This is a genomic window from Thalassovita sp. (genome assembly GCF_965218685.1).
GTDB lineage: Bacteria > Pseudomonadota > Alphaproteobacteria > Rhodobacterales > Rhodobacteraceae > Thalassobius.
In genome coordinates this window covers 2,713,834-2,734,636 of record NZ_OZ244657.1, presented here as the reverse complement: position 1 = coordinate 2,734,636, position 20,803 = coordinate 2,713,834, and the positions used below count along the sequence as shown (strand labels likewise).

The window sequence follows — 20,803 nt, the reverse complement described above, 5'->3', positions numbered from 1 at the left end:
AGAGCCAAAAATGATTCGTCCGCTTTTTAGTCAGCGGAATCACAAGAATTGAAAGTTGTAGGCCATGAGCGACATCAACACATTTGAAGGGCGCATTACCTCGGCGCTGGATCGGATTGCCAAGGGGCTGGATGCACTGCCAGCAGCAGCCGAGGCACAGGCGGAAACTCAGGGAATGTCCCCCGAAGCCGAGGCCGAGATCGCCCGCCTGACCCAGCTGCTGGAAGACGAGCGCACAGTGACCGCTCAGCTGGAAGAGAGGGTCAAGGCGGTCAAGGACAAGCTGGACGAACGCGACGCCGCGATGACCCAATCGCTGGAAGAGGCCCAGGCCTCAGTTACCGCGCTGGACACCGAGCTGCAGCAACTGCGCGACGTCAACGAGAAGCTGCGTGAAAGCAACGTGGCCTTGCGGGACGCGAACGCCGCCGGGCTGGCCGACCCCGAGCTGATCAACGCCGCAATGATGGCGGAACTGGACTCCATGCGTGCCGGCCGCGCAGCAGACGTGGCCGAGATGGGCGCCGTTCTGACCCAGCTGGATGCTATTCTGGGCAAATCCGACAACGAGGAGAGCTCTGATGCCTGAAGTTGAAATCAAGATCGGCGGCCGCGGCTTTGATGTCTCGTGCCAGGAAGGCGAGGAACACTATCTGCATTCGGCCGCCAAGATGCTGGATGACGAAGCCCAGGCCCTGGCCGCTCAGATCGGGCGTTTGCCTGAATCGCGGATGCTGCTGATGGCGGGGTTGATGCTGGCCGATAAAACCGCCGGGGTCGAAGACCGCCTGCGCGAGATGACCGCCGAAATGGACACGCTGAAGGCCGAGATCGAGGCGTTGAAGAACCGCCCCGAGCCCGATCCCGTGCGGGTCGAAGTGCCCGTGGTGCCTTCGGAAGTGATGGATACCCTGGCCGAGGTCGCTGCCCGCGCCGAGGCGCTGGCAAGCCAGATCGAGGAAAAGGCCGACAGCTAAGGGCCTTTGGTGGGGCGTTCCTGCTCGCGCAAGCGCAGCAGGTGATGCGCCCTCAGGGCCAGTAGCGCGGCGATTGCCAGCGCGGCCAGGACCCCCAGAACATCGCTGATCAGCGGCCAGTACAGGATCAGGGTTTGACCCGCTCCGGCGCCTATGGCGATATAGCTGGTGACCCAGATCGCCTCGCCCAGCAGGCTGCCCACGGTGAAGTGGTGCCATCTTAGGCGCGCGGCCCCTGCAGCGAAATTTACGTAAGGCCCCAAGGGGCTTAGCAGCCAACGCGACAGGAATACCGCCCAGATTCCATGCTCGCGGGTCATCCGGGTTGCATGGGCCAGCGCCCGGGCCTGACGCGTCTGGCGCGTCTCGATCATTGTGATGACTGAACTGCCGCCCTTGCCCAGTTGAAACCCGATCTGATCCCCCAAAAGCGCACCGGCATAAGGGAAGATTAAAGTGGCAATCGCCGAGAGGTCTCCGGCAGCCATGAACCCGCCAGCGGTCATCATCATCAGCGAGGCTGGAATTGGCAGGGCCAGGCAGCTGAGCAAAGTGATCACCCCAAGGATCGGCGCGCCGTATTGAGGCAGCAGGCTGAGCAGCGTGTCGCTCACTGCGGGGTCTCTTGCTGCTGGATCAGGAAAACGGTCAGTTGCGCGATCAGCTCGTCAACCGAACGACCCTGCGCCCTGGCGATCTCGGCGATCGAAGGGCGTTTGTCTGTTTGTTGAAACTGCAGGAAATTGGCCAGCCTGTCCGGGGGAACGTCCCAGGATTTCGCGATGTAGCGCGGGGTCATCCATGGCTCGATCGGCGGGTTAGAGGCGCGGATCTCGTGCCAGTCATGCGCATGATTGACAAAGCGCAGCGCAAAGAAAATCGCCACGGCCAGGGACAGAACGATCAGCAGCAGCGTTGGCTTGTGGTGCTGCCACAAAAACCGCAGGGGGGCAGGTCGTTTCATTGTCCTGCCCCCCTGAATTTCGTTCTCATGATCGCGGTGCCTTAGGCGTTGGCTTCGCGGATCTTGTCGGCGGCTTCCTTGTTGTAGGCCACGCCGTTTTCTTCGAAAAGGGTATCCAGCTCGCCCGAGAGGGTCATCTCGGTGACGATGTCACAACCGCCCACGAATTCACCCTTCACATACAGCTGCGGGATGGTCGGCCAGTCCGAGTAATCCTTGATGCCCTGACGGATTTCATCGTCTGCCAGCACGTTCACATCGGCATAATCCACGCCCATGTAGTTCAGCACCCCGGCCACACGGCTGGAGAATCCACATTGCGGCATGTCCTTGGTGCCCTTCATGTACAGAACCACGTCATTGGATTTGACGATCTCGTCGATGCGGGTATTTGCGTCGGTCATTTTGCGTTTCCTTCTAAGCCCTTGGGGCGTAAACCTGTTCGTTATTCCGGGGCGCGGGTGGTCAGCGCCAGCGCGTGCAGATCGCCGTCAGGGCCGTCCATTTTGCCCTTGAGCGCGGCATAAACGGCGCGTTGTTGCTGCACCCGGTTTTTACCGCGAAAGCTTTCGTCCACGACCATGGCGGACATATGACGACCGTCGCTGCCCTCGACCACAATCTGGGCGTTGGGAAAGCTTTCGCGAAGGATTTCTTCGAGTTCCTGAGCGTGAACGGGCATTGATGTCTCCGGTTGGGTTCTGTCTTTGGGTGAATCTAGGGCGCAGGGCAGGGCTGTGCAAGTCGTCCGGCGCCGGTTCTGTGCGTGGGTCAGAAAAAAGGGCCGCAGCAAGCATTTTTGCGCGGCCCTTGGGGTTTCAAGTGGTCAGGCGTTAACCGACGGCGGCTTCAAAGCTGCCACGGTACAGCGCGGCCAGCTCGGACAGGGGCGCCTCGGCAGTGCCCAGTTTCACGGTATCGCCGGTGAATTTGCCCACGGTGGCGATCGGAACGCCTGCGGCGGCGGCAGCGGTCATCAGTGCCTCGGCCTGATCGAAGTTACAGGCGATCAGGTAGCGGGCCTGATCCTCGCCGAACAACTGAGCCATGTCGGCCTCGTCGATCTGTACGCCCACTCCGCCCGCTTCGGCCATTTCAAAGGCCGCGACGGCCAGACCGCCATCAGACAGGTCCGAGCACGCCTTGATCAGTTCGTGATTGGCACGGATGAAGTCACCGTTGCGTTTTTCAGCGTCCAGATCCACGGCGGGGGCGTCGCCTTCTTCGCGGTTAAAGACCTCGGCCAGCAGGGCCGATTGACCCAAGTGACCAGCAGTTTCACCGACCAGCAGGGCGACATGCCCGTCACGCGCGGTGCCGATAATGGCTTTTTCAGGCGAGTCAATCAGGCCAACGGCGCAGATGGTCGGCGTGGGCAGGATGCCTTGGCCGTCGGTTTCGTTATACAGCGACACGTTACCCGACACGATCGGCACGTCCAGCGCAGCGACGGCCTGACCGATGCCTTGGATGGCGCCGACGAACTGGCCCATGATCTCGGGCTTTTCGGGGTTGCCGAAGTTCAGGTTGTCGGTGGTGGCCAGCGGCAGGGCGCCGACGGCGGTCAGGTTGCGATAGACCTCGGCCACCGCCTGTTTGCCGCCCTCGACGGGGTTGGCCTTGACGTAACGGGGGGTCACGTCGCTGCTGAAGGCCACGGATTTGTCGGTGCCGTGGATGCGCACGATGCCCGCACCCAGACCGGGGGCCTGAACGGTGTCGGCCATCACCATGGTGTCATATTGTTCATAAACCCACTGTTTGGCACCATAGTTCGGGCTGCCGATCAAGGCCTTCAAACCGTCGATGGGATCAATTGCGGGCACGTCCTCCAGCGGGGCTGCGGCGGGGGTGGCGACCCAGGGACGGTCATATTCAGGCGCCGAGGAGCTGAGTTTCGACAGCGGCAGGTCCGCCTTTACGTCATTGCCGTGCAGGATCAGGAAACGGTCCTCGGCGATGGTTTCACCGACGATGGCGAAATCCAGATCCCATTTTTCAAAGACAGCGCGGGCTTCGGCTTCAAGCTCGGGCTTGAGGACCATCAGCATGCGTTCCTGGGATTCCGACAGCATCATTTCGTATGCGGTCATCGCCTCTTCACGCTGGGGCACGTCGTCCAGTTGCAGTTTGACGCCCAGCTGGCCCTTGTCGCCCATTTCCACGGCCGAGCAGGTCAGACCCGCCGCGCCCATATCCTGGATCGAGATCACAGCGCCGGTTTGCATCAGCTCCAGCGTGGCCTCCATCAGGCGTTTTTCGGTGAAGGGGTCGCCCACCTGAACGGTGGGGCGCTTTTCCTCGATGGTGTCGTCGAACTCCGCGCTGGCCATAGTTGCGCCGCCGACACCGTCACGGCCGGTTTTTGCACCCAGGTAAACCACGGGCATGCCGATGCCGCTGGCCGCCGAATAGAAGATCTTGTCCGCGTCGGCCAGACCGGCGGCGAATGCGTTCACTAGGCAGTTGCCGTTATAAGCGGGGTGGAAACGCACCTCGCCACCCACGGTGGGGACGCCGAAACAGTTGCCGTATCCACCGATGCCTTCGACCACGCCGTGGACCAGCTGTTTGGTCTTGGGGTGATCCACCTCGCCAAAGGACAGCGAGTTCATTGCCGCGATGGGACGCGCGCCCATGGTGAACACGTCGCGCAGGATGCCGCCCACGCCGGTGGCCGCACCTTGGTAGGGTTCGATGTAAGAGGGGTGGTTGTGGCTTTCCATCTTGAAGACGATGGCCTGACCGTCACCGATATCGATCACGCCGGCGTTTTCACCCGGGCCGCAAATAACCTGAGGGCCGGTCGTCGGCAGGGTGCGCAGCCATTTCTTGGAGGACTTATAAGAGCAATGCTCGTTCCACATCGCGCTGAAGATGCCCAGCTCGGTAAAGGTGGGTTCGCGTCCGATGATCTCGAGGATGCGGTCGTATTCATCCGGGCTCAGGCCGTGGGCGGCGATCAGGTCGGGCGTGATGGCAGGGTCTTGCATGTCTCTCTCCGCTGGCGCGATGTTTGGGCGTTCTTTAGGCCATCCGAGGGCAGGGGAAAAGAGGCAAGCACACATGTTTATGGCGTGCGATTGCCGCATCATGCGATTTGGGGCCGATCTCGCGTGGATTATGGCCAAAAAAAAGGCCGAGCACTAAGCTCGGCCGAAGTCCAACAGGGAGGTATGAGGATGATGCGAGATGTCTCAGCATCACCGTCACGGCATGAAATAGTGATCTGCCCTGTTTCGATCAAGGTTCAAGATGCCGCAGGTGCAGCATGTCCGCTATGCGTTTTTTGCATGGCTGTCTAATTTATGAGCTAACAGACTGATTTTTCATCTGTTTGCGATAGGCGATGATCTCTTCCTGAACGAAATCACGGAAGGCTGAAATGCGTTTCGAGTGTCGCAACTCCTCGGGGTAGGCCAGAAAAACCGGCACTTCGATCGAAGAAACATCCGGTAAGACCCTGATCAGATTCGGAAAATCCTGCATCAGATAGTCCGGCAGCACCCCGATTCCCAGATCGTGGTCCACGGCTTGAAGCACCCCGAAATAATTATTCACCGTCAAGGTGGAATGTATGTCGTAGGTCAGCAGGTGTTGAACCAGGTTGGCGCCGGCGCCGACCTGAGCCGAGTTCGGGTTCTGACAGATCAGCCGGTGGTTGCTGATATCCTCGATGGTTTCGGGGGCGCCGTATTTTTTCAGATAGGTTTCCGACGCGTATAACAGCATCCGCACCGACATCAGCCGTTTGCGAATCAAATCAGCCTGGCTGGGTTCCTTCATGCGGATCGCCACGTCTGCTTCGCGCATGGGCAGGTCCAGCACACGCTCTTCTAGCATCAGATCGATCTTCAGGTCGGGGTATTTTTCGTAAAGCGCGGGCAGGCGCGGGGCCAGCCAAAGCGAACCGAATCCGGTGGTCGTGGTCACGCGCAGCTCGCCAAAGACCTCTTCTTCGCTGTCGCGAATACGTGCGGCGGCGGTGTCCAGGCGTTTGGTCATGGCGCGGGTAGCGTCGAATAGAAGCTCGCCCTGTTCGGTCAGAATCAGTCCGCGCGCATGGCGGTGGAAAAGGGTCGTGTTCAGGCTTTCCTCGAGCGCCCGAACCTGCCTGCTTACCGCAGATTGTGACAGATGGAGGACGTCTCCCGCATGGGTAAGGCTGCCTGCGTCGGCAACTGCATGGAAGATTCTTAATTTGTCCCAGTCCATACGGGCAACTTTCGGTTTGTTTTGCGTGTCGATACGTAACACATTTCAATTATGGGCCATAACTTCCTTTAACACGACCCAATGTCAAATTTTTATGTAGCTAGGTCAGTTTTTATGACCTAATATTGCCCTATAGTTAAGCACACAATTCAGCGTTGGGAGGCGCGGAATGACCAGCCAGACTGTTTCCTTGAATGATAGGTTCGACCTGTCGAAGCCTCAGATTTTGCTAAACGGCACACAAGCGCTTGTGCGGATGATGCTGATGCAGCACGCTCGCGATCAGCAGGCGGGGCTGAATACTGCTGGGTTCTGCACCGGGTATCGCGGCTCGCCCCTGGGGGCGGTGGACATGCAAATGCGCCGCGCCGAGAAGCAACTGAAAGAGGCGAATATCCTGTTTCAGGAGGGCCTGAACGAGGATCTGGCCGCCACATCGCTTTGGGGCAGCCAGCAGGCCGAACTGCGCGGAGAGGGGCGCTATGACGGTGTGTTCGGCCTCTGGTACGGCAAGGGGCCTGGGGTCGACCGCTCGGGCGATGCACTGCGCCACGCGAATATGGCAGGCACCAGCAAGCATGGCGGAATTCTGCTGGCCATGGGGGATGACCACACGGGAGAAAGCTCGACCGTGCTGCACCAATCGGATTGGGCGCTGGTGGACGCCTATATGCCGGTGCTCAGCCCCGCAGGCGTCCAAGAGATTCTGGACTATGGTATCTATGGCTATGCGCTTAGCCGCTTTTCCGGCCTGTGGGTGGGTCTGAAAACCATGAAGGACACGGTCGAAGCCACTGCTGTCGTGGATGGCCGTCCTGACCGCATGAACCTGATCATCCCCGAATTCGACATGCCCCCGGGTGGGCTGAACATTCGCCTGGGCGACACGCCGCATGACCAGGAAACGCGGATGATCAACCACAAGCGCTTTGCCGCCGAGGAGTTCAGCCATGTCAACAAGATCGACAAGCGGGTTTGGGGGCGTCCCGGTGCCAAAATTGGTTTTGTAGCGGCGGGTAAGAACTGGTTGGACCTGACGCACGCTCTGTCGCTTTTGAACATTAACGAAGCCGAGGCCGAACGTCTGGGCATTACCACTTACAAGGTCGGGCAGACCTTCCCGCTGGATATGCGCAACTTCCAAGAATGGGCCGAGGGGCTGGATTTGGTCGTGATCGTCGAAGAAAAGCGCAAGCTGATCGAGATCCAGATCAAGGAAGCACTGTTCGACAACCGGCGGGGCCGACGGGTCTACGGCCGGTTCAAAGGCCATGCCGGGGAGTTGAACCGCGAAGAGCTGTTCCCGACCCGTGGTGCCTTGGATCCGATTTTCATTGCCGAAAAGCTGGGCGCCATTCTGACCGAAGAGGGGCGCGGCACCGAAGGCATCAAGGCCGGGATGACCGCGTTGTCCGATGCGCGCCGCAACGACAACGCCGAGGAGATCGCAACTCGTCTGCCCTATTTCTGCTCGGGCTGTCCGCATAACAGCTCGACCAAGGTGCCCGAGGGCAGCCGTGCCTATGCCGGGATTGGTTGCCATTACATGGTGCAATGGATGGACCGCCAGACCAGCGGCTTTACCCATATGGGCGCTGAAGGGGCGAACTGGATCGGCGAGGCGCCGTTTTCAAACACTCCGCATGTGTTCCAGAATTTGGGCGACGGGACATACAACCACTCGGGCATTCTGGCGATCCGCGCAGCCTTGGCTGCGGGCACCACGATGACCTACAAGATTCTCTACAATGACGCGGTTGCCATGACTGGCGGCCAGCCGAATGAAGGGGGACTTACTGCCTATCGTATCATCGACGAGGTCAAGGCCATGGGCGTGCAGAACATCGCCGTGGTCTATGACGAAAAAGAGGATGTGGACATGTCCGCAATCCCGGCTGGCGTCGAAACGCACGAGCGCGCCGAACTGATGCCAGTTCAGGAAAAATTCAGCAAACTCAGTGGTGTGTCGGTCATTGTTTACATCCAAACCTGCGCCGCAGAAAAACGCCGCCGTCGCAAGCGTGGCCTTTTCCCGGATCCTGATCGCCGCGTTTTCATCAACACTGACGTCTGCGAGGGCTGCGGCGATTGCGGAGTGCAGTCCAACTGTGTCTCGATCGTGCCGGTGGAAACCGAGCTGGGTCGCAAACGCGCCATCGACCAATCCTCGTGCAACAAGGACTTCAGCTGCCTGAACGGGTTCTGCCCGTCCTTCGTGACGCTGGAAGGCGCGCAGGTGAAAAAGTCCGAAACCGCGCAACTGGACCTGCCAGATATGCCCGCGCCTGCTTTGCCCGGCATTGACGGAACTTATAATGTCGTGATCACCGGTGTCGGGGGCACCGGGGTGGTCACTATCGGTGCGGTTATGGCGCAAGCCGCCCAGATCGACGGCATGGGCGCCGGCGTGATGGAAATGGCCGGCCTGGCCCAAAAAGGTGGCGCCGTGCATATCCATTGCCGTCTGGCCAATGCTCCGGAAGACATAAGCGCCGTTCGCGTAGCCACGGGTGAGGCGGATGCCCTGATTGGTGGCGACTTGGTGGTCAGCGCGGGGGCGAAAACCCTTGGACTGACCAAAACCGGCCGAACCGGCGCCGTTGTCAACAGTCACGAGATCATCACAGGCGATTTCACCCGGGATACCGAGTTTAGCCTGCCCACTGACCGGCTGGAGCTGCAGTTGCAAGCGCGGCTGCAAGAAAAGGTCGCTTTGTTCGATGCCTCCGAGCTGGCGAAGGTGACGCTGGGGGACTCGATCTTCTCGAACATGATGCTGTTCGGCGCGGCCTGGCAGAACGGGCTGGTTCCGCTAAGTTATGATGCGATCCAGCAGGCGATCACGCTGAATGGCACGGCGGTTCAGCGGAACCTAAGGGCCTTTGAGATCGGACGCTGGGCGATGTTGCACCCGTCTGACGCCGCGGGCTTGTTGTCGCCCAAGGTGGTACAAAAGGGGCTGAGCCTTGAACAGAAAATCGCCCATCGCGAGGCGCTTCTGACCCAGTATCAAGGCAAGCGACTGGCGCGCAAATACCGTAAACTGGTGGAGCAGTTCGATGATACCGATCTGCAAGAAGCCGTGGCAAAGTCTTATGCTAAGCTGTTAGCATATAAGGATGAATACGAGGTCGCACGGCTGCTGCTCAGCACCGAAGAAAAGGCCCGTGCCGAGTTCGATGGGGATTTCACTATGAAATTCCACATGGCGCCTCCGATCCTGTCCAAAATGGGCCCCAACGGGCGTCCCGAAAAGCGCGAATTCGGTCCGGGCATGCTGCGTTGGTTGCGGCTGCTGGCGCGGATGAAGCGGTTGCGCGGCACGCCTTTTGATCCGTTCGGACGCACTGAAGAGCGCAAGATGGAGCGTGCCCTGATCAAACAATACGAGCGCGACATGGCGATGGTCCGTAAGATCGTGACACCCGAAAAACTGGATGCGGCGATTGCGCTGGCTAAGCTGCCCCTGACCATTCGCGGTTTCGGCCCGGTGAAGATGGCAAACGAGGCCAAGGCCGCCAAACAGCGCGAGGCCTTGCTGGCCACGCTGCGCAGTGACCCGGACGCCGCGCTGAAAGCGGCGGAATGATGCCAATTGCGGGGGCGTTTCGCGCGCCCCTGTATCTCTTGTGGTGCGCGTCATAACCAAGCATTAAGAGGCATTTGATAGTGAAAGCAAAGCCTCATGACCTCTCGTCAGATTGCCCGGGATATCAGCTATGCGCATTCGGCCTCGACCCGTGGGGGCCGGGCGCTGATCCGCGTGATGGAGAACGCCACAGGCCGCGTGCGGATGATCAAACGTGCCGAAGGCTACGAGCAAGAGGTGCAGCGCGGCCGTGATTTCTGGTCGGTGATGGTCGAGCGTTATGGTCTGTCGCTGGACGTGGTCGACGGATCTTTGAACAACCTGCCACAGGACGGTCCGCTGATCGTGATTGCCAACCATCCGTTCGGTATTCTGGATGGGCTGATCATGGGGCATCTTCTGGAGCAAAGGCGCGGAGACTTTCGTATTCTGGCACATCGGGTGTTCCGCAAAGCCGAGGACTTGGACCGGATCATCCTGCCCATCAGCTTTGATGAGACCCGAGAGGCCGTTCAGCAAAACCTGGAAACCCGCAAAGAGGCGCTGCGCTATCTGGGGCAGGGCGGGGCGATCGGGGTTTTTCCTGGCGGCACCGTTTCAACCGGCGCGCGGCCGTTTTCCTATCCGATGGATCCGGGATGGCGGGCGTTTACTGCACGGATGGTAGCAAAATCCGGTGCCCAGGTCGTGCCGGTGTTCTTTGAGGGCCACAACAGCCGTCTGTTCCAGATTGCCAGCCATTTGCACGCGACACTGCGCATGGGGCTGCTGATCAAAGAGTTTGCGGCGCGGGTGGATGCTCCGGTCAGGTTGGCCATTGGCACCCCGATTGCCCAGGCAGAGTTGCAGGCACGCGCGGGCGATACCAAAGCAATGATGGATTTTCTGCGCAAAGCGACGTATGAGCTTTCCCCAACTCGGCTGCGGTCGTATGATTATGGCTACGAGTTCGAAGAGAAACACCGCCGATAACGGCGCAAAAACAAGAAAGCCGAGGCTATGGCAGTAGGGATTTTTGACAGCGGTCTGGGTGGGCTGACGGTGCTGGACGCCGTGCAAAAGCGCCTGCCTGATGTGCCTTTTGTCTATTTTGGCGACAATGCCCACGCCCCCTATGGCGTGCGGGATGCCGATGATGTCTATAATCTGACCACTAAGTCCGTCGAACGCATGTGGGAAGCCGGCTGCGATCTGGTCATTCTGGCGTGCAACACGGCCTCGGCAGCGGCACTGCGACGGATGCAGGAAAGCTGGATCCCGCGTGACAAGCGCGTTCTGGGCGTCTTTGTCCCGCTGATCGAGGCCCTGACCGAGCGCAAATGGGGGGACAACTCCCCGCCGCGCGAAGTCGCCGTCAAACACGTCGCTCTGTTCGCGACCCCCGCGACCGTGGCCAGCCGGGCATTTCAACGCGAGCTGGCCTTCCGCGCCATCGGCGTGGATGTCGAGGCCCAGGCCTGCGGCGGTGTCGTGGACGCGATCGAGGATGGGGACCTGATCCTGGCCGAAGCATTGGTGCGCAGCCATGTAGACGCGCTGAAACGCAAGATGCCGCATCCTGATGCGGCTATCCTTGGCTGCACGCACTATCCCCTGATGCAAGAGCAGTTCCAGGATGCATTGGGCGCCGATGTGACCGTGTTCAGCCAGGCGAACCTTGTTGCCTCGTCGCTGGCCGATTATCTGGATCGCCACCCTGAAATGCGCGGCCCGGGTAGCGAAAGCCTGTATCTGACGACCGGCAACCCGTCCAAGGTTTCGAACAGCGCGACCCAGTTCCTGCGTCGCAAGATCGAATTCCAGGCGGCCTGAGGCGCACGGCTTTGATTGACAAAAAGTAGCAGGGCCAAGCCCTTGCATGTTGCTGCTTGGATGTTACCTGTTTGCAAAGCTTTGGACTTGAGCGGAGGGCCCGATGAAGGGATTGAAGAAAAAGCGCCGAATTCAGATCATCGCCGTTGCGGCGATCGCACTGGTGCTGTCAACGGCCCTGATTGGTTATGCGCTGCGGGGCGGCATCAACTTCTTCCGCTCGCCATCGCAGGTGATGGAAGAGCCGCCCAAATCTTCGGAAACATTCCGCATCGGCGGATTGGTCGAAGAAGGCAGCCTGAAACGAGGTCAGGGTGAGGTGATCATGTTCAGTGTCACCGATGGCGGCGCCTCGATCCCGGTGACGTTCAAGGGTGTGCTGCCGGACCTGTTTGCGGAAAATCAAGGCATGATCGGCACAGGTAACTACATTAACGGTGTCTTCGAAGCATCAGAAATCCTTGCTAAACACGACGAAGAGTACATGCCCAAAGAGGTCGTGGACGCGTTGAAGGAACAGGGTGTTTACCAAGAATAAGCCCTTAGTTGCGAACGCCCGGTTTTCCCGGTCTTAACGAAAATGACCCCAGCCTTCGATCGTGCAGATCAGGCTGGGGTTTTTCATGCAGAAAGTCAGGGACATTGCCGAAAAGATCATCCTTCGCGAAGGGGGTTATGTGAACGACCCGGATGATCCGGGTGGGGCGACGAAATATGGTGTGACGATACACACGATGCGCCGGTTAGGGCTGGATCTGGACGGAAACGGCGTGGTGGATGCGGCCGACGTGCGGCGGCTGACACGCGATCAGGCGATCGAGATTTTCCTGAAGCAATACTATGACCGCCCCCGGATCGGAGAGCTGCCCGAGGCGCTGCGGGCCTCGGTTTTCGATATGTATGTGAATGCGGGCGGGAATGCGGTGAAGATCCTTCAGCGTCTGCTGAACCAGATGGAACATCCGGTGACCGTGGACGGAGTGCTGGGACCGCAGACGCTTGCCGCCGCGCATCGGGCCGCAAATGCAGCGCCGAACCATATCGCGGATGCCTATGGGATTGCGCGACGCAACTATTACTTTGCTTTGGCGGATCGCAGGGCGGCGTCACGCAAATACGCACGGACGCGGGCAGGGGGCAAAGGCGGTTGGATCAAGCGGGCCGAGGAGTTTATCTCGCCCCGCTATCACCTAAGCGCCGAGGAATTTCAGGAAAGGATTTCGGCATGGGGCTGATGACACAGGCATTCGATGTGATGTTCGGGGACGGTCGCAACGTGATCCGCGAGACCGCAGGCGTTTTTGCAGAAAACAAGGACGCAGGCGCGGACAGGGCCGCCCGGATGCAGCGCGCGGCGCTTGAGCAGTTCGGCGCGGAATTTTCTTTGCCACGCAAAGGGTTGTTCGACCGGGTGATCGACGGGATGAACCGTCTGCCCCGTCCGGGTTTGGCTTTGGGCACGTTGGGGCTTTTCATCGCGGCGATGGTCAACCCGGTCTGGTTCTCTGCGCGGATGGAGGGGCTGGCGCTGGTTCCCGAGCCCCTGTGGTGGCTATTGGGGGCTATCGTCTCGTTCTATTTCGGCGCGCGGCACCAAGCAAAGGGGCAAGAATTCCAAGAGCGTCTGATCAGTGGCCTTGTTCAGCGCGCGGCGGCATTTGAACCCGAGCCAGAGCCGATTGAACCCAACCCTGCGCTGCAAGAATGGCGGGACCACAGGCTGGCGCCTCAGTACTGATCAAGCCAAACTCTGGGCACTTCTCACTCTTGTCCCGGCCAGCTCTGGCCCAAATTCGTAAAATGGGCTTGTAACTTCAATGCAGGTCCATGCTAGGGTCACGGGGCGAACAGGTGAGGGTTTTCGGTGACTGATTTTCTGCTTTTGGCTTTTATCTTCCTAGTGGCCGGCGTTTGCTCGGTGCCTATTGCGACCCGGCTTGGGCTGGGGTCTGTGCTTGGTTACCTGATTGCCGGGATTGTCATCAGTCCGATCCTGGCCTTGCTTCATGTCGATGTGGTGTCGCTTCAGCATTTCGCCGAGTTTGGCGTCGTGATGATGCTGTTTCTTGTGGGGCTGGAGCTGGAGCCAAAGTTGCTGTGGTCCATGCGGGCGCGCCTGTTAGGGCTGGGTGGTGGACAGGTCGCTTTGACCACGCTTGCGGTGATGGCGGTGGCCATGTTGTTTGGGCAGGTCTGGACTGTGGCCCTGACGATCGGCCTTGTGCTGGCCCTGTCGTCCACCGCGATTGTTCTTCAGACCCTGAGTGAAAAAGGCCTGATGAAAAGCGACGGCGGCCAATCCAGTTTCTCTGTTCTATTGTTCCAGGACATCGCCGTCATCCCGATGCTTGCCCTGATCCCTCTGCTGGCCATGCCCGAATTGATGGATGCGATGGCCCATGCGGATCATGCCAGCGACGGCGGTCACGGAGCATCGCTGAGCCTTGTAGAGGGCTTGCCGGGGTGGGGGGTCGCGCTGGTCACGCTTGCGGCCATTGCTGCTGTTATTGGCATTGGGTCCTTTCTGACCGGACCGATTTTCCGCTTTATCGCGGCCGCAAATCTACGAGAGCTGTTCGTTGCCGCGGCCTTGATGATCGTGATCGGAATTGCCCTGCTGATGTCACTTGTCGGGCTGTCCCCGGCGCTTGGGACCTTCCTTGCCGGAGTGGTGCTGGCGAACAGTGAATATCGTCACGAATTGGAAAGCGACATTGACCCGTTCAAGGGCCTGCTTCTGGGGCTGTTCTTCATGACCGTCGGGGCAGGCATCAATTTTGGTCTGCTCTTCGACAACTTCGCCACCATCGTCGCGCTTTCGCTGGGGCTGATGATCCTTAAGGCGGCTGTGCTGTTCGTCCTTGCGGTCATTTTCAAGATCGGCAGCGCGGACCGTTATCTTTTCGCTCTTGGCCTGGCGCAAGCGGGCGAGTTTGGCTTTGTGTTGCTGTCGTTCACCGTGGCGAACGCAGTTCTGCCAACTGCCATCGCGGATCAGTTGTTGCTTGTGGTCGCGCTGTCCATGTTGCTGACCCCGGCGCTCTTCATCATCTATGACAAGCTTATCGCCCCCCGGTTCGACAGCGGGGAAGAGCGCGACATGGATCAGATCGAGGAAACCAGCAACGTGATCATCGCCGGACATGGCCGCGTTGGAGGGATCGTGGCGCGGATGCTGCGCGGTGCTGGGCTGAAGCCAACAGTCATAGATTTCAGCTCTAAACAGTTGGAAATGCTCAAGGCTTTCAAAGTGCAAGCCTATTACGGTGATGCCACCCGCCCGGACCTTCTGCATGCCGCCGGGATCAACGAGGCGAAACTGCTTGTCATTGCGATTGACGAAAAGGAACAGATCACCGAGCTGGTCAAATATGTTCATCAGTACCATCCCGATGTGCATATCATTGCGCGTGCCGTGGACCGCAGTCATGTCTTTGACCTGTGGTTCGCCGGATGCCGCGATATCATTCGCGAAACCTATGACAGCTCTTTACGCATGGGCCGGTCTGCCGTCGAAGCGCTTGGCTACAGCCGGGCTCAGGCTGAACAGGTGGCCGAAGCCTTTGCAGAGTTTGATCGCACAAGCATGTTGATTGCGGCCGAGCATCACGATCCGGGGGTCCCGATGCACCAGAACGAAGCCTTGCTGGCCCGCTTCAATCAAGAACGCGAGACAATGGAGGCGGATCTTTTCAATCGGATGATCGCCATCCTGTCGGAGAAACAGGCGTGAGCGATGGGAAGGCCCGGTTTCTGACCGGCGGCCTCACAGGCCATATCGTCTCGATGTCGCTCACGTCAGCGGTGGGCCTTTTGGCGCTGTTCGTGGTCGACATGGTGGACATGATCTTCATCTCCATGCTTGGCGTAGCCGAACTTGCGGCCGCTGTCGGCTTTGCCGGGTCCATCCTTTTCATGACCACTTCGGTCAGCATCGGCTTTTCCATCGCCGCTGGCGCGCTGGTCGCCCGCGCATTAGGAGAAGGCCACCCGGACCGCGCCCGCGAAGTCCTGACACATGTGATGGCTTTGGGGTTTGTCTTTGCCCTTGGGTTTGCGGCGGTCATCTATCTCAACCTGCCCGGCCTGACCGCGCTTGTTGGCGCAACGGGCCCGACGCAGGCACTTTCGATTTCCTACCTGCGCATCCTGATCCCGACCATGCCGATCCTGATGCTTGGCATGATCGCCTCGGCAGCCTTGCGTAGCCACGGGGCGGCAAACCTATCGATGATGGTCACGATCATCGGCGGAGTGGTGAACGCGGTGCTTGATCCGATTTTCATCTTTGTTCTGGACTTGGGGCTGGATGGCGCGGCCTGGGCCTCGGTGGCGGCACGTCTCTCGATCGCGGGGTCTGCACTTTGGTTCATCACCAGCCGCTATGGCGGGCTTGCCGGGCGGTCGGTCACCGCGGTTCTTAAGGATACCCGAACGATTGCTGCCCTCGCGATTCCGGCCATGCTGGCGAATATCGCAACCCCGATTGGCAGCGCCTACGTCACCCGCGCGGCATCTGCTTTTGGCGAGGAGGCCGTGGCGGGCATGGCGGTTGTCGGACGCCTGACCCCCATTGCCTTTGCCCTGATATTCGCCATGTCAGGCGCCATCGGCCCGATCATCGGACAGAATTTCGGCGCCGGGCAACATAAAAGGGTGCGCGAGGCCTTTCGCCGCGCCATCGGCCTGTGTGTCGCCTACGTGGTGCCGGTGGTTGCGCTGCTGTTCCTTTTGCGCGCACCGATTGCCGATCTGTTCAGCGCTCAAGGCACCTCTCGTGACCTGATCTATCTTTTTTGCGGGCCGCTATCGCTTGCCTGGGTGTTTAACGGGATCATCTTTATCGCCAACGCATCCTATAACAATCTTGGCCACCCTTTCTATTCAACCTGGATTAATTGGGGGCGAAACACTTTGGGGATGGTTCCCTTCGTGGCCATTGGCGCCTTACTTTGGGGGGCAGAGGGCGTTCTGATTGGCCAGATGGCTGGTGGCGCACTGATGGCGTTGATAGCCCTGTGGCTTGCCAAACGGGTGATGGATCAGGCTGAAACGGGTCCGGTCCAGCCGCCCGCGCGGCCCACATTCCTGGCCCATCGCCGGGCTTTCACGATGCTGCATCATCGCCGCTGAGCGAATTCCACCTTAGATCCGCAGGATTGCCTTGAAAGGGCGGGCGAGAGTGCGCTCGTCCCGGTGCGTGATCGCCAATGGCTTCAAACGCAGCGCAGGTCTGTTGTGAGCCCAGATGTGGCCACAGATGGAAACATTCGCTTTGGGTGTTGCAAGTAACGTTGGTACAATGCCGTTGATCTTCTGACGTACGAGCAGAGGGCTTCGACAAAGGCGACACGGCGTGCTGATGTAATCAGCAATCCAAAGTTACGATAGCAAAAGGGTCGAATTACAATGCTGTCGATGCGTTCACATGAGAGAGCCGAATGATAAGTGATCTCACCCTGAACCTGCCGCCTTTTGCGCTTATCTTGGCAGCGGTCGTCATCTTTGTCGCTTCGTTTGCGAGGGGGTACTCTGGCTTTGGGTTTTCAGCCATTCTAATGGTGGGTTTGTTGCCCGTCCTGCCTGCAGCGCAGCTTGTACCGCTCTCCATCGCGCTTGAAATTCTGGCGTCTTGCAGCCAAGCGCCGCGCATACTTCACGACATTAATCGGCGGTTCCTGGCTATTTTATTGTTGGCAAGCCTTCTGGGTGCCCCGGCGGGTGTTTTCCTGCTGTCGTACTTTCCGGAACAGCAGCTGCGGCTCGGTGTATACGGTATCGTTTTTGTTTCGACTGCCTTGATGCTCTTATCCTCGTGGCGTCCCTTTTCGGTCACCACTCTGGGGCTGTTCCTAGCCGGTTTGATGGCCGGGGCGGTCAATGGCGCGACCGCGTTAAGTGGGTTGGTACTTGCCCTTTTCTTCACCTCGTCAACGATCGCCTCGCATACCATGCGAGCGACAATGATCGCCTATTTGTTTTTCACCGATGTAATCACCGGCGGGATGTTGGTGGCCGCAGACCACTATGACATGCTTACTTTTTGGCGGATATTGGCTGCGACACCTGTGATGCTTGCTGGAATCTGGCTTGGATCACGCCATTTCCTTTCGACCCCTGCTGAATCCTTCAAAACGAGGGTCATGTGGCTGCTGCTGCTGTTCTGCTTGGCCGGAGTGGGGCGGCTGGTTCTGGGGTGAACCTGGCAAGGCTGACTAGTAGGTAGCGTCCTGTTCGGCAGGTTTGGCCCGCAGTGTTTTGATGATCTCGGGCACAACAATCAACGGGGCAGCAAAAAGAGCGATCATCTGCCAGTGCTCCCATCCAAGGGGGGCAGTGCGCAGCAGGGTCTGTAGCGGCGGCCAATACACGGCGGCAAGTTGCGCTCCGATCATGGCAAGTAGCGCCAAGACCAAAAGCGGATTGGAAAACCAGCCCAACCGCCAGCAAGGTCGCGAAAATGACCGGAAGGCAAAAACGCTCACTTTCTCGAACAAGACCATACCGCTAAAGGCTGCTGTACGTGCGACGATCTCACCCTCGTGCAAAAAGGTGTGAAACAGATAGAGGCTGGCCGTACCTGTGTAGGCACCGAAGGCCAGAATGATCCACATTGCGGTACGGTTTAGTATCCCGGCCTTAGGATCACGCGGCGGCGTGGTCATTTGGTCAGGCGTTCCCGGCTCCAACCCCAACATCAGTGCCGTGACACCGTCGGTAACGAGGTTCATCCACAGGATCTGAGTTGGAAGAAAGATCAGCGGACCACCCAAGGCAAGGTTCACGAGGATCGCGACCACTTCGCCCGCGTTAGAGGACAAGAGGTATCGCACGAACCGCTGGATATTGGCGAATTGACGGCGCCCCTCGCGGATGGCGCGCTCTAGCGTGGCAAAGTTGTCGTCCAGCAGAACCAGATCCGCCGCATCTTTGGCCACATCGGTGCCACGCGTGCCCATGGCCACGCCGATGTCTGCCTTCTTCAGGGCAGGAGCGTCGTTAACACCATCACCCGTCATTGCCACGATATGCCCCTGCGACTGCAAAGTTCGGATCAAGCGCATTTTGTGTGCGGGTGACGTACGAGCAAACAAAACGGGCTGTTTGAGAAGCTGTGCCAGAGCTTCATCATCAATATTTTCAAGCTCGGCTCCGGTGATGGTCCGCTCGACTGGAAAGTTCAATTTTTCAGCAATGGCCCGCGCGGTCAGAGGGCCGTCACCCGTAATCATGATCACGCGGATACCGGCAGACCTGCATGCCTGAATGGCCGCGCGAACCTCGGGGCGTGGCGGGTCGACCATTCCGACCAGGCCGATGAATTCAAGCTGCTCTTCCTTGACTTCTGCCTGCGAGACTTCGCGTCGCGCCAGTGCGATTACACGTAAACCCCGCGCTGCATAGGTGGCGTATGCATCTAGGATGTTGTCTCGATCCTGGGCGGTTAGTCGGGCTGTCCCCTTTGGCCCACGCCAGTGGGTGCACACGTCCAGAACCTGTTCGGGGGCACCCTTGACCAATTGGATCAGGTTTTGGCCTTGCCACCGAACAGTGCTCATTCGCTTGCGCTCGGACGAGAAAGGTATCTCTGACAAGGCCTTGCCAACCGGCATGGCGGTCCAACCTTTATAGGCGAAGGTCATCAATGCCCCTTCGGTCGGGTCTCCTATCATCTGCCACTGCGCGCCTTCCCGCCGAAGCTCGGCATGGGTGCAGCCCACCATCACATCCAAAGCAGCATCCAGATCGGTATCCGAGCCATATCGGATTGGCTGCCCCTCAAGTAGAATCCGGCCAGCCGGGTCATACCCTGTCCCGGTGGCTTCAAATTGATGGCCAGCAATCCACAGCCGTTCGGTCGTCATCATATTCTCGGTCAGGGTGCCGGTCTTATCGGTACAGATCACCGAGGCAGAGCCAAGGGTCTCCATCGCCTGTAACCGCCGGGCCAGAGCCTTTTGACGTACCATCGCCGCTGCCCCAAGCGCGAGGCTGATCGTCACGACCGCTGGCAGACCTTCGGGTACGATCGCCACCGCCATGGAAAGCCCGGTCATGACCATGTCAATCACGTCACGTCCCGCAATAACCCCCACCAGTGCGACCGCGGCGCCGACGCTTAGTGAAACAAGCCCCAATTGCGCACCAAGCCTGCCCAACTGCCGAGACAGGTTGGTTTCCTTCTCGCCGACGGAACCAGTCAGGGTGGCAATCTTGCCAAAGGCTGTATTTGGCCCTGTCGCATCGACAATGGCCTCGGCCCGGCCCGAAACCAAATGAGTCCCCATCAGCACGCGGTTGTCAGCGTTTTCAGACCGCAGCGACTTGGCGACTGGCGCAGACTCGCCGGTCAAAACACTTTCATCGACCCGCAGCTCCAGTGCCGAGATCAGAACTGCGTCAGCTGGCACCTGGTCGCCGGAATCCAACAGGATCAAATCCCCGGGAACAATTTCGCGCCGATCAATTGCAACCAGTTGTTGATCCCGGACTACACGCGCCATCGGGGCCAGCATGTTGCGCAGCGCAGCCAGGGCCGTCTCGGCGCGCCATTCCTGTGCGAACCCAAGTACCCCGTTCAAGAGAACAACCATGCCAATTGCAATGCTGTCGATATGCTCGCCCAACGCCAAGGCGACCATCGCTGCGGCGATCAGCAACAGAACCAAAAGACCTGTGAACTGGCGAAGAAGAATGCGCCATACCGGAGTCGACTTAGCTTCGGCCAATGCGTTTGGGCCGTGTTCTTCCAGCCGTTTGGCAGCCTCTTCACTGGTCAGGCCTCTTGCCTGATCTGGCGGGTTCTCAGAATGCATGATTGGTTGAATGCCCTACTATCTACCGATCACAGTTTGGGCATATCTGCACTTGAGGCATTGAGGCAGGTCAAAAACCCCTCGTGGTTATTTTGGTGCTGCGTTGTGAAAACTGGGTCGGCGTCGCAAAAGGTGCGATGGTTAACGGCAGGTCTGGGCCGCTTCTTCACCTTTAAAACTCATATGACCTTGGAAAACCGATTTAGAATCGGGGTTGTCCTAAATTGGGGGATGTTTGCAGTTGCTGAATGGCCACAAGGATATCTGCCGCCACACCGCTTTCGCGAAAATCGCCATCAAACGCGTATGCATACCCCCATGCGCCCAAGTCTTTGTTCTGATTTTGTAAAGTGAGGAGCCGCGAAGGATTCGAACCTTCGATCCACTGAACAAAAGTATAGGGCGCGACAATGTGATCACGTCTGATACC

Annotated in this window: 18 protein-coding genes; 11 read left to right on the top strand and 7 right to left on the bottom strand. The window is 59.0% G+C overall.

What is annotated here, in order from left to right:
• Positions 1 to 64: 64 nt before the first annotated feature.
• Positions 65 to 589 carry a hypothetical protein gene (locus ACOQOQ_RS13480; RefSeq protein ID WP_420567503.1) on the top strand — a complete coding sequence of 175 codons (525 nt, stop codon included), beginning with the start codon at positions 65 to 67 and terminating at the stop codon, positions 587 to 589.
• Positions 582 to 977: a cell division protein ZapA gene (locus tag ACOQOQ_RS13475; protein WP_420567502.1), complete on the top strand. Its 396-nt coding sequence runs from the start codon at positions 582 to 584 to the stop codon at positions 975 to 977. Before ACOQOQ_RS13480 ends, ACOQOQ_RS13475 begins: the two co-directional genes overlap by 8 nt.
• Here the strand turns inward: ACOQOQ_RS13475 and ACOQOQ_RS13470 are convergent.
• The 6 genes from ACOQOQ_RS13470 to ACOQOQ_RS13445 form a co-directional block, all read right to left on the bottom strand.
• Positions 974 to 1,591: a DedA family protein gene (locus ACOQOQ_RS13470; protein ID WP_420567501.1), complete on the bottom strand. Its 618-nt coding sequence runs from the start codon at positions 1,589 to 1,591 to the stop codon at positions 974 to 976. The two genes, ACOQOQ_RS13475 and ACOQOQ_RS13470, sit on opposite strands and share 4 nt — an antisense overlap.
• Entirely contained in the window at positions 1,588 to 1,941 is a 354-nt protein-coding gene (locus ACOQOQ_RS13465; protein WP_420567500.1) for a hypothetical protein, read from the bottom strand. The genes ACOQOQ_RS13470 and ACOQOQ_RS13465 overlap by 4 nt, the downstream gene beginning before the upstream one ends.
• 41 nt (positions 1,942 to 1,982) lie before the next feature.
• Positions 1,983 to 2,345 carry a Grx4 family monothiol glutaredoxin gene (gene grxD, locus ACOQOQ_RS13460; protein ID WP_420567499.1) on the bottom strand — a complete coding sequence of 121 codons (363 nt, stop codon included), beginning with the start codon at positions 2,343 to 2,345 and terminating at the stop codon, positions 1,983 to 1,985.
• A gap of 41 nt (positions 2,346 to 2,386) precedes the next feature.
• Entirely contained in the window at positions 2,387 to 2,623 is a 237-nt protein-coding gene (locus ACOQOQ_RS13455; RefSeq protein ID WP_420567498.1) for a BolA/IbaG family iron-sulfur metabolism protein, read from the bottom strand.
• Between the two features lie 151 nt (positions 2,624 to 2,774).
• Positions 2,775 to 4,934: a phosphoribosylformylglycinamidine synthase subunit PurL gene (gene purL / locus ACOQOQ_RS13450; RefSeq protein ID WP_420567497.1), complete on the bottom strand. Its 2,160-nt coding sequence runs from the start codon at positions 4,932 to 4,934 to the stop codon at positions 2,775 to 2,777.
• 313 nt (positions 4,935 to 5,247) lie between these two features.
• Entirely contained in the window at positions 5,248 to 6,156 is a 909-nt protein-coding gene (locus ACOQOQ_RS13445; RefSeq protein WP_420567496.1) for a LysR family transcriptional regulator, read from the bottom strand.
• Between the two features lie 169 nt (positions 6,157 to 6,325).
• Here ACOQOQ_RS13445 and ACOQOQ_RS13440 point away from each other — a divergent pair, with 169 nt between their 5' ends.
• The 9 genes from ACOQOQ_RS13440 to ACOQOQ_RS13400 all read left to right on the top strand — a co-directional run bounded on the left by ACOQOQ_RS13440 (position 6,326) and on the right by ACOQOQ_RS13400 (position 17,757).
• Positions 6,326 to 9,745 (top strand): indolepyruvate ferredoxin oxidoreductase family protein, encoded by a 3,420-nt coding sequence (locus tag ACOQOQ_RS13440; protein WP_420567495.1) that lies wholly within the window; start codon positions 6,326 to 6,328, stop codon positions 9,743 to 9,745.
• A gap of 96 nt (positions 9,746 to 9,841) precedes the next feature.
• Positions 9,842 to 10,717: a lysophospholipid acyltransferase family protein gene (locus ACOQOQ_RS13435; protein ID WP_420567494.1), complete on the top strand. Its 876-nt coding sequence runs from the start codon at positions 9,842 to 9,844 to the stop codon at positions 10,715 to 10,717.
• Positions 10,718 to 10,744: 27 nt separating this feature from the next.
• Positions 10,745 to 11,557, top strand: coding sequence for a glutamate racemase (gene murI, locus ACOQOQ_RS13430; protein ID WP_420567493.1), 813 nt, complete (start codon positions 10,745 to 10,747; stop codon positions 11,555 to 11,557).
• Positions 11,558 to 11,660: 103 nt separating this feature from the next.
• Positions 11,661 to 12,095: a cytochrome c maturation protein CcmE gene (ccmE, locus tag ACOQOQ_RS13425; protein WP_420567492.1), complete on the top strand. Its 435-nt coding sequence runs from the start codon at positions 11,661 to 11,663 to the stop codon at positions 12,093 to 12,095.
• 85 nt (positions 12,096 to 12,180) lie between these two features.
• Positions 12,181 to 12,792, top strand: coding sequence for a holin-associated N-acetylmuramidase (locus ACOQOQ_RS13420; RefSeq protein ID WP_420567491.1), 612 nt, complete (start codon positions 12,181 to 12,183; stop codon positions 12,790 to 12,792).
• A complete protein-coding gene (locus ACOQOQ_RS13415) occupies positions 12,783 to 13,295 on the top strand; it encodes a holin family protein (RefSeq protein WP_420567490.1) in 513 nt (170 codons plus the stop codon). Before ACOQOQ_RS13420 ends, ACOQOQ_RS13415 begins: the two co-directional genes overlap by 10 nt.
• Positions 13,296 to 13,421: 126 nt before the next feature.
• A complete protein-coding gene (locus ACOQOQ_RS13410) occupies positions 13,422 to 15,290 on the top strand; it encodes a cation:proton antiporter (RefSeq protein ID WP_420567489.1) in 1,869 nt (622 codons plus the stop codon).
• Positions 15,287 to 16,690 (top strand): MATE family efflux transporter, encoded by a 1,404-nt coding sequence (locus ACOQOQ_RS13405; protein ID WP_420567488.1) that lies wholly within the window; start codon positions 15,287 to 15,289, stop codon positions 16,688 to 16,690. The genes ACOQOQ_RS13410 and ACOQOQ_RS13405 overlap by 4 nt, the downstream gene beginning before the upstream one ends.
• A gap of 308 nt (positions 16,691 to 16,998) precedes the next feature.
• On the top strand, positions 16,999 to 17,757 hold the full coding sequence (locus ACOQOQ_RS13400) for a sulfite exporter TauE/SafE family protein (protein WP_420567487.1): 759 nt from the start codon (positions 16,999 to 17,001) through the stop codon (positions 17,755 to 17,757).
• 15 nt (positions 17,758 to 17,772) lie between these two features.
• Here the strand turns inward: ACOQOQ_RS13400 and ACOQOQ_RS13395 are convergent, their stop codons facing one another.
• Positions 17,773 to 20,373, bottom strand: a complete 2,601-nt coding sequence (locus ACOQOQ_RS13395; RefSeq protein ID WP_420567486.1) for a cation-translocating P-type ATPase — start codon at positions 20,371 to 20,373, stop codon at positions 17,773 to 17,775.
• Positions 20,374 to 20,803 lie beyond the last annotated feature (430 nt).

Coding starts and splice junctions, on each gene's coding strand:
- ccmE (WP_420567492.1), top strand. CDS start 11,661: ATGAAGGGATTGAAGAAAAAGCGCCGAATTCAGATCATCGCCGTTGCG.
- ACOQOQ_RS13435 (WP_420567494.1), top strand. CDS start 9,842: ATGACCTCTCGTCAGATTGCCCGGGATATCAGCTATGCGCATTCGGCC.
- grxD (WP_420567499.1), bottom strand. CDS start 2,345: ATGACCGACGCAAATACCCGCATCGACGAGATCGTCAAATCCAATGAC.
- murI (WP_420567493.1), top strand. CDS start 10,745: ATGGCAGTAGGGATTTTTGACAGCGGTCTGGGTGGGCTGACGGTGCTG.
- ACOQOQ_RS13465 (WP_420567500.1), bottom strand. CDS start 1,941: ATGAAACGACCTGCCCCCCTGCGGTTTTTGTGGCAGCACCACAAGCCA.
- ACOQOQ_RS13445 (WP_420567496.1), bottom strand. CDS start 6,156: ATGGACTGGGACAAATTAAGAATCTTCCATGCAGTTGCCGACGCAGGC.
- ACOQOQ_RS13420 (WP_420567491.1), top strand. CDS start 12,181: ATGCAGAAAGTCAGGGACATTGCCGAAAAGATCATCCTTCGCGAAGGG.
- ACOQOQ_RS13400 (WP_420567487.1), top strand. CDS start 16,999: ATGATAAGTGATCTCACCCTGAACCTGCCGCCTTTTGCGCTTATCTTG.
- purL (WP_420567497.1), bottom strand. CDS start 4,934: ATGCAAGACCCTGCCATCACGCCCGACCTGATCGCCGCCCACGGCCTG.
- ACOQOQ_RS13475 (WP_420567502.1), top strand. CDS start 582: ATGCCTGAAGTTGAAATCAAGATCGGCGGCCGCGGCTTTGATGTCTCG.
- ACOQOQ_RS13415 (WP_420567490.1), top strand. CDS start 12,783: ATGGGGCTGATGACACAGGCATTCGATGTGATGTTCGGGGACGGTCGC.
- ACOQOQ_RS13480 (WP_420567503.1), top strand. CDS start 65: ATGAGCGACATCAACACATTTGAAGGGCGCATTACCTCGGCGCTGGAT.
- ACOQOQ_RS13440 (WP_420567495.1), top strand. CDS start 6,326: ATGACCAGCCAGACTGTTTCCTTGAATGATAGGTTCGACCTGTCGAAG.
- ACOQOQ_RS13395 (WP_420567486.1), bottom strand. CDS start 20,373: ATGCATTCTGAGAACCCGCCAGATCAGGCAAGAGGCCTGACCAGTGAA.
- ACOQOQ_RS13455 (WP_420567498.1), bottom strand. CDS start 2,623: ATGCCCGTTCACGCTCAGGAACTCGAAGAAATCCTTCGCGAAAGCTTT.